Origin of the sequence: Sporosarcina sp. NCCP-2222 (assembly GCF_023168145.1) — a bacterium.
In the GTDB taxonomy this organism is placed as follows: Bacteria; Bacillota; Bacilli; order Bacillales_A; family Planococcaceae; genus Sporosarcina.
This window is the reverse complement of the sequence record NZ_BQYK01000001.1, coordinates 55,433-68,110: the sequence shown is the minus strand read 5'-3', so window position 1 is coordinate 68,110 and position 12,678 is coordinate 55,433. Positions and strand designations below refer to the sequence as shown.

Sequence of the window (12,678 nt, the reverse complement as noted above, 5' to 3'; positions counted from 1 at the left end):
GGTTAGTGGATTTTCGGCAATACGGACGTTTTCTGTTTGGCGTAGCGCTTCGATACGACAAAGAATAATGCTGCACTGAGGAATCGAAGTGCAGAGTTAATATACATGGCCATATCGACACCCAGATGTTCCAAAAGCCAAATACCGATTTGCGGTGCAATAAACGCAACAAGTGAAAGCAATACATTATAAGTTGTAATGCAATAGGTTCTCACCTGTTCAGGCGATTGTTCTAACAGGAGATTGAACAATAGCAACACAACACCAGCGAGGAAAAAGCCGGATGATGTCTGGATAAGAGTAATGTAGTACAAATTTGTAGACAGCACTGTCAAAAATGGCGTGGTTGCCATCCCAATGGCAGCGTACACAAAGACCAACGTATTCGACTGCCTCTCCGCCCATTTTTTCCAAAGAGGAAAGGAAAGAAACTGAGCAAGCATGCTGCCGACCGAGAACATACTGATCCAAAAAATGGTCGCTCCGACAACCCGGACATGATAAATATTAAAAATTCCCCATGCCATTTGCCAGGCAAAGTTGAAAAATAAAGCAGCGATCAAAAACCAAACATAATTTGAGTGCCGGAAAATAGACCAATCCATTGTTTTGTTTTTCTTCATCGATCCTTCTTTTTTTACAACAGGTTCCTCATGTTTCAGAAGCAGAAAGACTTCCAGCAAACCGAAGCAAAAAGCGATTCCGAAGAGTACTTGGTACGCGGTCGCATTCGATGATGCATCTTTCATGATCAATCCGATCAGCAGGGTAGATACCAGTCCCACAATCGTTAGAAGCCGATTACGGTCACTAAAAAAAGAGCCGCGATTTGATTCGTCGACCAACCCGCTGATAAACGTCTGCCAACCAATGTTCGCCACAGTATTCGGCAAACTCATAAGTGCAATAATGACAAGGAAAATCCAAGCTTGCGAAGGGTTAGGGAAATAAACCGTCATAATAATCAAAATGAACAACAGCCGTGCAAGCAAAACCGACATCGCAACGAGTTTTTTCTGTGCAATAGCTCGATTCAGCAAGATAGCGGCTGGAATAGTCATAAGCAGTGCCATGAGCGGAGGAAGGGAACTGATTAGCCCAACCTGGTAATTGGTCGCCCCTAAAATGGTAATGGCGAAAATTGGAAAGAAATTGTTGGAAAAGTTCAACGCAATCGTTGACGCCATTCCATGATAAATACTTATTTTTTCATTATACGTCCGCATGCTGCATCTCCATATTGGTAATTTAGTCAATTAACTCAATAGAATTATAACGCTGATTTTCCGGAAAACAAGAGTTTCTTGAATCGAAATATTTTTGGTTGATCACTGAAAAGCAGTATCTGAAAATTTTTAATCAAATGTAGAGTTTTTTGTGTATAATGTTGGAAGTATGATAATTTGCTAATATAGGAGAACCAGAAATGAATAGTACGCCACTTTTGAGATATTTTGGTTTTGAGCTGGCTGATGAGCAAGATAGCATATATGCTTTTTCACCGGTATATAAAATTGACAATAAAATAGTTAAACGAACACAATATCCGATGGAAAGCGCAATAAATCTTATCAAATACACCACCTATTTAAAGGATGCAGGCATACCTATTGTGACACCCGTAGACTTACATACCAGCAATCCACAACAAATAGAGGAAGAAGTATACATATGTTATCCCTATATTGATGGCACAACTTATCGAGGTGTAGGAACAGAGATAAAACAAGCTGGTGAGCTTCTTGGCAAGATTCATTTATTATCTTCAAGAGATAATTCGTTTAACTTAAACAAATATGATGTGTTTGATTTTACTTATGAGGAAGTTGATGAACACGTAAAAGAAATCGCTAAAAATGCTGCAACTTCGACGATTGATTTTGATTTTCAAGGTTTGCGAAATCTATTATATACAGCGGTAGAAAATCAAGAGAAACTAAAGAATGCTTCGTTGATATGGATAGAAACGCCTCACGACTATAAAGCAAATAACTTAGTATTTACCAAAGATCCTGTAATAATTGATCCTGATAATGCGAAGTGGATTCCACGAATATTTGACTTGGCGCTAGCTTTATTACTATTTCATAATGAACTATCTTCAGCGCCAAATAGGGTATTTACGCCATTAGAATGGCAGCTCTTTCTCGAAGGATATAGTGTACATCAAACCTTGACAAGAAACGAAAAAGAAATGTGGCAAGCAGGTTTACTACATGTATTTTTAGATGAAGTCATGTGGTTGATAGCTGAAGTAAAGGAAGATTGGCAGCGAGTTGAACAAAGAGAGTTGTTTGTGAGTTTACTAAATATGATTACGAACGCGGAAGAATACAGGTTAATTTAATTAGAAATTAATAAAAAGTATTCTAGAGTTGATAAGACTAAACCAAGGAGGTACAAGTCCAATGGTAAAACACCAATAATCCGAGAAAATCTATAGTTTATAGCACTTAGAATATACATGTAGATTTTCTCTGTTCAGAAAATATTAGAATTGAGGAGAGAGAACATGTTAAAAAAATTAAGCGACACAATATATTATTTACCGAATCAAAATGATAAAGAGCGTCCGACATTAGGACTGGTTTGTGGCGAACAATACAGTCTGATAATCGATGCAGGCAATTCTACAAAGCATGCAGAAAACTTGATAAATGAAATTGAAAAGTTAGATGTTCCGCCAGTCAAATACTTGGTGATTACTCATGCTCATTGGGATCATTTTCTCGGAATGAACGAGTTGGACGCAACGATAATCGTAAACAGTGAGACAAATCGGCGTTTAAAGCAATGGCAAATGTTTTCGTTTGATGATCATTCTCTCCAACATTATGTAAGTAGTAATAAAATGAGTGATTTTTGCCGGAAAATTATACAGGAAGATATACCCGAACGAGATCATTTTACTTTGCCATCTCCCGACATTATATTTGAGAATACTCTCACGATAGACCTGGGGAATAAAATATGTCTTCTCGAACAAATAGCTAGTACGCATACAGACGACTCTACGATTGTATTTATTCCGGATGAAAAGGTGATTTTTTTAGGCGACAGTGCATATGGCACGACCACAAATTCTTTATATCATTTCAAACAGTCATTGTTGTTGCCGATGATTGAAGATATTCAGAAATACGACGCAAAATGGTTCTTGCTAGGTCATGAGTCGATCTGCGATGTAGAAGAAATGGATACGTATTGGAGAGAACTAACTACCGCAAGTGAGGCGGTATTGACCGATTCGATGCAACATTCGATCGAAAACTTTACTAAAGCAAATGAACGAGAACCAAATGACAATGAAAAGTTTTTTATTCAGGCCTTCGTAAATGATCGTATTCTTCAATTGCGAAACGATTCATGAAGAACAGCAGCCTTCTCATATGATCTTAGTGGAGGTGAAGGTGTCTTATTTGTAAGAGCCGGATAAGTACTTTCAAAGTTCTAATTGATAAATGCTTTCAATTAAGCTATGATGAAGTGAGAATAATTCTCATGACATGAACTGGAAAGGGTGGCTGGAATGATTCGTCTCGTATGGGTTGCGATAATGACTGGAATCGTCTTTGGAGTATCGACCGGATATGCAGTAAATGGATGGGATATCGAAGGTGCCATGGCCGGCTTGGTATCCATTGTCATACTTGCAGGAGTTTCCACTATACTTTATGCAAAATACCGGAGAGCCTTGCAAGAAAGCCATTCGTAATAGGATATTGAGAAAAAACATCAGCGCTTGCTGATGTTTTTTTATGGTTATACTAGAAATGGGTCTCATTGATCATGTTAAATTGTATGTAAATCAGCTACAATTTGTTCAATTGCCTAATGAGTGCAAGATATACAGGTGCAGGAGGTATATATGTTTTTTATTGAAGCGAAACGGATCATAGTCGTCATATTCGGCTCTTTGTTATTAGCGATTTCATTAAATTTCTTTTTGATTAACGCGAATGTCTATGCAAGTGGTTTTTCTGGAGCTGCCCAACTTGTATCCAGTATTTTAAAGGACCATTTTGATATTTCAGTGAGCACAGGAATTCTGCTGCTGCTCTTCAACATCCCTGTTTTCATTCTCGGATGGTTTAAAGTGGGCAGGGGATTTACGATCTACAGTATCGTATCTGTCCTATTTGCAACGCTGTTTCTCGAATTGCTGCCGGTTTTGTCGCTTTCGGATGATATCATTTTAAATGCAGTTTTCGGTGGTGTCATTGTTGGGGTTGGCGTCGGTTTATCGCTGAAGCTGGGTGCTTCTACTGGTGGCATGGACATTGTGGCAATGGTTCTTTCTCGGCTGCAGGATAAGCCGATTGGTACGTACTTTCTCCTGCTAAATGGAGTCATTATCGTCCTGGCGGGATTTCTATACGAACCCGAGAACGCACTGTATACAATGATCGCCCTGTATGTGACTACAGCAGTTATTGATATGCTCCATACTCGACATGAGAAAGTGACCGCGATGATCATTACGCGCAAGGCAGATGAATTGCAGAAAGCCATTCATGACAAAATGGTGCGTGGGATTACGATTCTTCCTGCAAAAGGCGCGTATTCAAAAGAAGACAAAAACATGATGTATCTCGTTATCACGCGATATGAATTGTATGATTTAGAGAAAATTATTAAAGAAGTTGATCCGAAAGCGTTCACAAATGTCGTCCAGACGGTCGGGATTTTTGGTTTCTTCCGCAAAGATGGGGAAAACGTGCAAAAGGCAGTGCCGAAATAATAAAAAACCAGCAGACGCTGGTTTTTTTGTTTTTCCAATGTTAACTAGAGAGAGCTTGCCGAGGGCTTTGGTAGGTTTCTATCACAATACTTGCCTTTAACTCATTTTAGCAAGTCAATACTTATAGTTATCAGCTCACTAATATCGCCATCTTCTGTCGACTCGGGAGGGAAGACAAAAGACCAAGGCATAGTAGAATTAGGTGGGATAATTAATGACTCGTCAAAATTATGTTGCGCTAACCTCTTTTTTTGTTGTTCTAGCTGGACTTGAACGTGATCTAGCGAAATTGGGTATGCAGTTCCGTTTTGCAGAAAGATGGTTGCGACAATACCCCCGTTTCTTTTTCGTTTAATCAAGTATGGGGAGGCGTTGAATGAATGGGAAGGGGGCATGGCGGTAAAGGCGGCCGTCAGTTCGGCTCTCCCTTTAGATGGCAGCGTCTGTTCCCAAACCGGATGAAAATGCAACTTCATAAAAAAGGACCTCCTTGTTTTTACGGATTGTTTCATTTTAACATAAAAAAGATTTGATATTGTTATTCAAAAAAACACAGGCAAAGGGAACATGAAAGTCCTCTTTGCCTGTATCATCATAAGTTAATCTTGGGATTGGTCATCTTTTGTCGTATCTGCTGCTGTATCCACGGTAGGATTCAAGAAATCGTCGATGGCCTGGATATTTTTTTCAAAATCAATATCAAGGACTTGCCCAACATTGACATCGCGATCGACGAAGGAATGATCAACCGGAATCCGCATCGTATCTAGGGATCCCGACTTATTTTCTAAAATGCCCTTTGCGATGGATAGGATCGTTTTCTTATCCAAATTAGTGTTTACATACGCGTCAGCTGTACCAAGGAGTTTTGGCAGGTTGACGAGACTATGGAAGCCGACCGCTTCGTCCTTTAACTTGGAAAGAGCTTCCTGCTGTCGAGCCACCCGTCCAAAGTCGCTCATTTTGTCATGACGGAAACGAACATATCCGAGTAGTTGTTCACCATGCAATGTCTGTTTTCCAGGCTGTAACGTCATGCCGATACCGTGCTGCATTGTATATGGTATTTCCACTTCAATGCCATCCGGTGCAATTAGATCAACCATTTTCGGGAATCCATTGAAATCTACGATCGCGTAATAATGGACATCTAGGTCGAAGTTCTCTTTTAATGTTTGTCTGACCAGTTCCGGTCCACCAATAGAGAAGGCGGCATTCATTTTTTGTTTGCCATGCCCTGGAATAGAAACATACGTATCCCGCATGATGGAGATAAGTTTGACTTTTTCTGTCTTTTGATTATAGTTGGCTACAATCAATGTATCCGACCGGCCATCTTCGTCTTTACGTGCGTCCGAACCGAGAAGCATGACATTGATTTCTCCGAATTTCGGTTCTTCGCCTTCGAATAAATCAAATTCCTTGTCCTTCACTGTACTGTCAACGGCTTCTGTAAAGCCTTGATTGTATTGGTACACCCAAAAAATGACCCCTGCACCAATGAGAAGAAGGAGCGAAAGGAAGATAACGCCTTTTTTCTTCATTCGTTTCTTTTTACGTGCTTGCATTCTATTCATAACTAACCACCTAACATTCAATATGATGAATTCCTATTCTTTATATGCATGAACTCTAAATAAGAGACTATACGCCAAAATCTGACCTTCTGTATGAGACGCGCTAACTGGCTAAAAGGTTTCCCGAACACCGTATTATAGCATTAATTAGGCTCTTAACATATATCCAATTTGTGTTTATTGAGTTCACAGAAGAGGAAAGAGGTATAGTAATTCATTGATTTAGGAAGGAGTGGCATTCATGAGAAAGGCAGAAACATTACAAGACTTTCAAGCTTTAGCTGAAGATGCAATACAAAGTAACAGGGAAGGAAAGATATATTTAAACCAGTCAAATGAGCATTTCGAAGAGCCATTGCTATCTGACGAAGACACGGCTGGTCGTACACCCATGCAAGTGCTTCGTTTCATTTTTAAAACAGAAAATGAAACGATAGTTTGGGAATATCCTTTTTCTGAGACCTCTGAACTGGAGGAAGTGAATCTCCAGCTCGAACCAATTTATGAACACTTTCCGAAACAGGTGATCGAACTGGATGAAGCAAAGCGCTTAATTCGTGTAAGTGAACAGGATGGAGGGGCATCTCAGAGAAACTCCCTATGAATAAAGCAATGTTTTGTAGATTCTTGCACTATCTTATTATCCCTATCAAACTGTTAGTTCATATGTGGATGTTAAGCCTCTCTAAAAACTAGGGAGGCTTTGATTGTTAACTCTGAACGAAAGATGTTGGAACCACTAAAACTATTTTCTACATCTTGTTAATGCTCGGTGAGGGTAGCATACACTGTCCTGCGTCTGCTCTTTCGATACCACTGGTGGAAGAGGATAATGATCAACACTAAATCAACCGCATCCCCTCCGTAATACATGAGCATGGCGCCAAGACGTACATCTTCTATTTCCACCCCTACAGGTGGATAGGCGTATAAGTACTTAGATAGGATTCCATGGCCTGCAAGTGCCAAGATAAATACCGCTGTCCGAAAACGAAAAGAATACCGATGAGCCACTGGGTCGATATTTATTATGGAAATAGTAAATAAATAACCAGCAGTGAAAACATGCATATGAACAATAGTATGAAGAAGCAAGCTTGTGTGCATTGCTTGGAAAAGCCCGGTTGTGTAAAGTATCCAAAGGCCGCCGATGTTTAACAGGGAAGCTGTGACAGGGTGGGTATAAAATCTTGCCACTTGGCTTGAAAGGAGCTTGCTAATACGTCGAGCGCGATTCACATTCAAAGACCTCAATAAAAGTGTCATAGGAGCTGCCAAAACTAGTAGCAGCGGTCCAAGCATCCCAAGAAGGAGGTGGCCGGCCATATGCCAAGTGAACGAATGGCGGGAAAGGACGGCAAGCGGCCCGACAAGTGCAGCCAGACAGCAAAAAATTCCCGCGAACCATAGAAATGTCCGGTAAACTGGCCATTTGCGAAGCCTGTGAACCCGGTTCGTTTTATATACTGCCCAGCTATAAGCCAAAAGTCCGGCACATGCTGGAATGATAAAAAATAAGTTCATCAGGGACCAAGCTGCCTCTTTATGCATCATAGAGTACCGTTCCTTTGACCATTCGTTGATTTTGTTTGGCATTTCGAATCAGAAGGGTTCCTGCAACAATCATAATAATGGCAGTTACGTTCCACACGACATCATATGGGACAATATCGACGTGATATCGGATTTGATGAATACGCATCACTTTATGCTGGATTGTTCCGTCATATAGCTGAAATGCTCCTCCGCCTATCAGTTTTCCTCCCCACCACACTTTATGCCAAAACGCATTCAAGCGCCGGAGATCTGCCACCAAATACAAAGCGCCCACTGTCGCAAACCAACTAAATGCATGGAACAGACCATCTGAAACCAGCCCGACAGCTATCGTTGATTTGTCATAAAACTTATGCCAGTGCAGCAATTGATGAAAAATGGTCTCATCAATAAAAGCAACAAATCCAAGACCAAACAGAATACCTGACCAAAGATTTTTTTTATAATGTAGTTCACGGTTCTTTAATTGCTGTAAATGTTTGGAGTCCGTTTTCAAGCAACACCCTCCTGACTGTCAGAATGCAATCGTTATGGAGAGTATTGCCGCTAAGTCGGTTGCGTAAACCGATTCGGGCTGCAGAGAGGGTGCTCGTATGTATTTTGTAGACGGATTTTTGCGAAATGAAACGCTGAATAATTGAGAATTATGCCTGATAGGCTAGTTTAGGAGTCGGAAAATCACTGATTGTTTGAGAAATATGGAACACGATAAAAACCGTCTAAACATCTGAGACAAGATGCTCTGCTGGTTACCGAGAGCCCGTTTAGAAATAATAATGGTAAGAGATTTTTCAATTATATGTCTGTTTGTATAAACAAACATTTACAAATGGGTTTCATAGAGGAAAAACTTAAGTGATTTCTAGCCAATTTATGCAACGTTGTCAAATCGAAAACCATATTTTGATCAGCCCATGTTATAATAAGGCAAATTCATTGTGAAACGAAAGGTGACCGGTTATGAAAACAGTTACGGTGGGCGATATAGTAGAGCGATTCCGATTTGAAGTTTTGGTGGGGGAGAATGAATTGCATCGACCTTTGAAGCATTCGAAAGTTCGCCGCCCCGGATTGGAATTCATGGGGAAGTTTGATTTCATTACGACTGAGTATGTCCAGATTCTTGGCACAAATGAAATCAATTACTTGCATACGCTCTCGGATGAGGATTGCAAGATGCGGATCGGTAATATTGTGACTTATGATCCGCCGTGCATTATCATCACGTCCAATCAGGAAGAACCGCTTGGTCTGCGCCAGTATTGCACGGAGGAGCATATTCCTGTTTTGCGGACAAAGGACTCCATGAGCGAGCTAATTGCGAAGCTCGATGCATATGTCATCAAAGCGATGGCACAGGAAATAGCTATTCATGGCGTCTGTGTAAATGTTTCAGGGATTGGCATTTTGCTTCGTGGAAAATCGGGCGTTGGAAAAAGTGAAACTGCACACACCCTAATTGGACGCGGACATCGCCTCGTTGCCGATGATATTGTGGTCCTAAAGAAACTGAGCCCGCAAACATTACTTGGCAGCCATGACGAGAAAAATAAAGAGTTTCTCGCCTTGCGTAGTATTGGCCTTCTCAACGTAGTTCGTTTATACGGCCGCGCGGCTTTCCAAGAGGAAACGAGAATCGCACTCGACATTGAACTGACGGAATGGCAGGAAAATGCGCTTAATAATGAACTGGAACTTGATCAAAAATACAAATACTACATGGATGTTCCGATTCCGCATATCCAGATCCAGCTGCAGCCTGGTCGTGATGTGGCAGGACTCATTGAAGCAGCGGCCAACAATTGGTATTTGCAGCAGCAAGGGTATAGTGCGGCAGAGGAATTTATGAAGCGGCTTGAATCAGAGTTTGAGGAAGAGTCTAAAAAGTAATATCGTTGGATTGCCCCTTTATTTATGCATAGAGGGGCAATTTTTTACATCTTAAGTAATCCTGTTAGAATGCTTAAGTAAGTGATGGTTTTAACCGCTGTTTGATAGGTTTATCTAGGGAAATTTGTTTGTCAAATAGTAGCCAACTAGCAAAAGTAAGGAGCTTCGTATGAGTAAAGAAAAAACTTTTACAATCGACTGTGGGGATATCCTATTAAGAGAGTTCTGTATTGATGATGTGGACGCTATTTATCAATTGACTTCAGAACCAGAAGTATATGAATATTTACCGGATTGGCGATCCACAAGGGAACAACGGCTGGAATGGGTCAGGCATTATGAGATACCAGACAACAAACGATTCCTCGAGGCTGTACCTAAAATCGGTCAGCATTTTTTAAAGCTCGGCATTATTTTAAAAGAAACCGGCGAATTTATCGGATTTTGCAATACCGGAATTAAAGAGGAATTACCTGTGCCAAACAGGGAGGTTGCCTACGCAATGTCCACAAGGCACAGCAGTAAAGGCTATACATCTCAAGCTGTCAAAGGGTTGGTAAATTATTTATTTACGCATACGGACGTTACTCAAGTGAACGCTGTCGTGCTTCCAAACAATATTGCATCGAAAAGGGTAGTCGAAAAATGTGGATTTCAGTGGATCGGTGAGGTCTTCATCGAAAAGGAATTATATGATCACTATGTGGTAGAAAAATTTACAGAAAAATGAAACTTCCTGTGTTGCAATTCGTATAGATGGCAAGGGATGTTCGCGTATCAATTTAAAGATAGTGAGGTGAGTACGAATGGCTGGCAGATTTGAATGCAATTTTAAAAACAAAGAAGTTCGAATGTATATGTATATAATGGTACCGTTTTTTATTGCAGGTTTGGTATGGATTTGTAATATGCAAAACAAATACAATCCAATCGTCCAATTGATTCCGCTTATCGCATGGACTATCTATTACATCTGGCGCCATTCCTATCGCAAGAAAATGAAGACGGAATCGTCTAATCGATAAAAATTTTAAACGAACCGTCCAACACCGGGGCGGTTCGTTTTTATTCACTTCTCCACCATCTTTCGGAAAGAGCTATGATCATCAACATAACTTCCAAGGATTCATCCGCAATCGGTACATATCAAATGAATCAAGGCTGTCCCAAACCCTAATATTCCACAGGGAGAAATCGTTCCCGTAGCCACTTTGTTTTCTGCGTCTCATCTCTGTTTCACCGCATTGTGGACAATGATCAACTTAATATTCGCTCATCGAATTACTCCTTGCTATATATACTCATGGGAATTGGTGTGAATTCATCTTATACAAGTTTTCCCTAAACAATTTTGAAAAAATACTATATAGTTAATGAAATACATATCAAATGGTGGAGGGATTTATGTTGGTTAATCGGGAAATTGTCACTTTTTCAATCGGCAAACCGAAAACAGTTGTTTACGAAGAGTCAAAGGAAATGGTAACGGGTATTTGTAAGGACCAAATTGCGGAGGCGTTCTTGACAAAGGACGGATTCAATGGAGACGGCGTAGCGGATTTGCGTTTTCACGGGGGGCCGGACCGGGCGGTGTGCATCTATCCATTCGAACATTATGCTCAATGGGAGGATGAGTTTGAACGGCCTCTGCCCCGTTCCACGTTTGGAGAAAACTTAACGGTCATGAATATGGTAGAACGAGACGTCTATGTAGGGGATATCTATCAAGTTGGAGAAGCCGTTATCCAAGTGACTCAAGGAAGGGTGCCATGCAGCACCATTAACAAACGGACCGGCTTGCCGCTCATCATGAAGCGAATGATTGATACAGGCTATACCGGCTATCTATGCAGAGTAATTAAGGAAGGGCTTGTTAAAAGCGATTCCTCTATCACACTCATCGAACAGCATCCGGATCAAATCTCCATTGCCTATTGCAATGAAATTTATTTCCGTGGCCAAAAAGATGTGGACGCGATGAAGCGCATTGTTGCCATTGAACCACTAGCAGAAGAATGGCGGAAATCTTTGCAAAAACGCATTGATAAATGGGAAACGGTTAAAGGATAAGGGGTAATTCCATAGTAGAAAATGCAAAGGATAGAAGAGCTTATTTACTAAGCTCTATCTATCCTTTTAAATTTATGGGAATAGGGAAGGATAACTAAGATGGAAATCAATATAAGGTTGGCGAATGATAACGATATCCTTGGCTTATGTCGGATAAGGAATAATAAAGAATTATTCTCGAATTATGTAAGGCAATTTGCTAAGAAGGAAGTATATTTTGCAGTCGCTGAACAAAATGGACTGATATTAGGTTTTGGAGTTCTTAAATTAAAGGGATCTTTGTTTCCTAAGTTAAGCGACTTATATGTAAAGGAGGAGTATCGGGGTATTGGAATAGGCTCTGAATTGATTACGTATAGAGAGAATATAGCCATGAGATTCGGCCATCGTGAAGTATTTGTAAGTGTAGACCCAATAGAGAATCCCAAAATGTTGAAGTTAATTAGTAAAAACGGTTATGATCCCATCTCAGATCCATATATAAAAAAAGCCATATATTATAATGTTGATGGTTCGACTTACGCTAAAACCTATACAAGAATTGACTTAAAGAAGTTGTTAAACTAACAGATGCCTTTTAAATAACTTCCATACTACCTGAATAATCGGACTTACTCTATAGATTGACAAAAAAATAGCGAGTTTTGTATGATTAACGGGTCGGTTTTTACTGACCTGTGCCAAGGAGGGAAATTTGCGGCCAAATGGAAACCAATTATAGCGCCAGTGCTGGGGAAATCGGATGATCCACATCCCAGCAGACGAGGTGGAGGAGTATCGAAACATTCGGCGGATGCCTCCCGATCGAAATGCCCGATTGTAACTTTTGCCTACAAAACATTT

General features: G+C 40.4%; 15 protein-coding genes. 10 read left to right on the top strand and 5 right to left on the bottom strand.

Features of this window, described 5'->3' with window-relative positions; translation table 11 throughout:
• Window positions 1-2: 2 nt before the first annotated feature.
• On the bottom strand, window positions 3-1,226 hold the full coding sequence (locus NCCP2222_RS00390) for an MFS transporter (RefSeq protein ID WP_248508530.1): 1,224 nt from the start codon (window positions 1,224-1,226) through the stop codon (window positions 3-5).
• A gap of 200 nt (window positions 1,227-1,426) precedes the next feature.
• Here NCCP2222_RS00390 and NCCP2222_RS00385 point away from each other — a divergent pair, with 200 nt between their 5' ends.
• The 4 genes from NCCP2222_RS00385 (at window position 1,427) to NCCP2222_RS00370 (ending at window position 4,741) form a co-directional block, all read left to right on the top strand.
• On the top strand, window positions 1,427-2,347 hold the full coding sequence (locus tag NCCP2222_RS00385) for a phosphotransferase (protein WP_248508528.1): 921 nt from the start codon (window positions 1,427-1,429) through the stop codon (window positions 2,345-2,347).
• A 165-nt stretch (window positions 2,348-2,512) separates the two neighbouring features.
• A complete protein-coding gene (locus tag NCCP2222_RS00380) occupies window positions 2,513-3,370 on the top strand; it encodes an MBL fold metallo-hydrolase (RefSeq protein ID WP_248508519.1) in 858 nt (285 codons plus the stop codon).
• A 159-nt stretch (window positions 3,371-3,529) separates the two neighbouring features.
• Window positions 3,530-3,715: a hypothetical protein gene (locus NCCP2222_RS00375; protein WP_248508517.1), complete on the top strand. Its 186-nt coding sequence runs from the start codon at window positions 3,530-3,532 to the stop codon at window positions 3,713-3,715.
• Between the two features lie 153 nt (window positions 3,716-3,868).
• The gene (locus NCCP2222_RS00370; RefSeq protein ID WP_248508515.1) at window positions 3,869-4,741 is read left to right on the top strand and encodes a YitT family protein; all 873 of its coding nucleotides are present in this window, start codon (window positions 3,869-3,871) and stop codon (window positions 4,739-4,741) included.
• A gap of 101 nt (window positions 4,742-4,842) precedes the next feature.
• Here NCCP2222_RS00370 and NCCP2222_RS00365 read toward each other — a convergent pair whose 3' ends face one another.
• Window positions 4,843-5,217, bottom strand: coding sequence for an SLAP domain-containing protein (locus tag NCCP2222_RS00365; RefSeq protein ID WP_248508513.1), 375 nt, complete (start codon window positions 5,215-5,217; stop codon window positions 4,843-4,845).
• Between the two features lie 123 nt (window positions 5,218-5,340).
• The gene (locus tag NCCP2222_RS00360; RefSeq protein ID WP_375709141.1) at window positions 5,341-6,318 is read right to left on the bottom strand and encodes an LCP family protein; all 978 of its coding nucleotides are present in this window, start codon (window positions 6,316-6,318) and stop codon (window positions 5,341-5,343) included.
• A gap of 241 nt (window positions 6,319-6,559) precedes the next feature.
• Here NCCP2222_RS00360 and NCCP2222_RS00355 point away from each other — a divergent pair, with 241 nt between their 5' ends.
• Complete coding sequence (locus NCCP2222_RS00355; protein ID WP_248508511.1) at window positions 6,560-6,922, top strand: hypothetical protein; 363 nt, start codon at window positions 6,560-6,562, stop codon at window positions 6,920-6,922.
• Window positions 6,923-7,080: 158 nt separating this feature from the next.
• Here NCCP2222_RS00355 and NCCP2222_RS00350 read toward each other — a convergent pair whose 3' ends face one another.
• Both NCCP2222_RS00350 and NCCP2222_RS00345 read right to left on the bottom strand, forming a co-directional pair.
• Window positions 7,081-7,872 carry a cytochrome c oxidase assembly protein gene (locus NCCP2222_RS00350; protein WP_248508509.1) on the bottom strand — a complete coding sequence of 264 codons (792 nt, stop codon included), beginning with the start codon at window positions 7,870-7,872 and terminating at the stop codon, window positions 7,081-7,083.
• On the bottom strand, window positions 7,862-8,371 hold the full coding sequence (locus tag NCCP2222_RS00345) for a DUF2243 domain-containing protein (protein ID WP_248508507.1): 510 nt from the start codon (window positions 8,369-8,371) through the stop codon (window positions 7,862-7,864). The genes NCCP2222_RS00350 and NCCP2222_RS00345 overlap by 11 nt, the downstream gene beginning before the upstream one ends.
• A gap of 464 nt (window positions 8,372-8,835) precedes the next feature.
• On the opposite strand from NCCP2222_RS00345, the gene hprK reads away from it, so the two are divergent.
• The 5 genes from hprK to NCCP2222_RS00320 all read left to right on the top strand — a co-directional run bounded on the left by hprK (window position 8,836) and on the right by NCCP2222_RS00320 (window position 12,402).
• Window positions 8,836-9,765 (top strand): HPr(Ser) kinase/phosphatase, encoded by a 930-nt coding sequence (gene hprK, locus NCCP2222_RS00340; protein ID WP_248508505.1) that lies wholly within the window; start codon window positions 8,836-8,838, stop codon window positions 9,763-9,765.
• A 169-nt stretch (window positions 9,766-9,934) separates the two neighbouring features.
• Window positions 9,935-10,495, top strand: coding sequence for a GNAT family N-acetyltransferase (locus NCCP2222_RS00335; protein WP_248508503.1), 561 nt, complete (start codon window positions 9,935-9,937; stop codon window positions 10,493-10,495).
• Window positions 10,496-10,571: 76 nt separating this feature from the next.
• Window positions 10,572-10,790: a hypothetical protein gene (locus tag NCCP2222_RS00330; protein WP_248508501.1), complete on the top strand. Its 219-nt coding sequence runs from the start codon at window positions 10,572-10,574 to the stop codon at window positions 10,788-10,790.
• 379 nt (window positions 10,791-11,169) lie between these two features.
• The gene (locus NCCP2222_RS00325) at window positions 11,170-11,835 is read left to right on the top strand and encodes an MOSC domain-containing protein (RefSeq protein WP_248508499.1); all 666 of its coding nucleotides are present in this window, start codon (window positions 11,170-11,172) and stop codon (window positions 11,833-11,835) included.
• Window positions 11,836-11,934: 99 nt separating this feature from the next.
• Entirely contained in the window at window positions 11,935-12,402 is a 468-nt protein-coding gene (locus tag NCCP2222_RS00320; RefSeq protein ID WP_248508497.1) for a GNAT family N-acetyltransferase, read from the top strand.
• The last annotated feature ends 276 nt before the right edge of the window (window positions 12,403-12,678 follow it).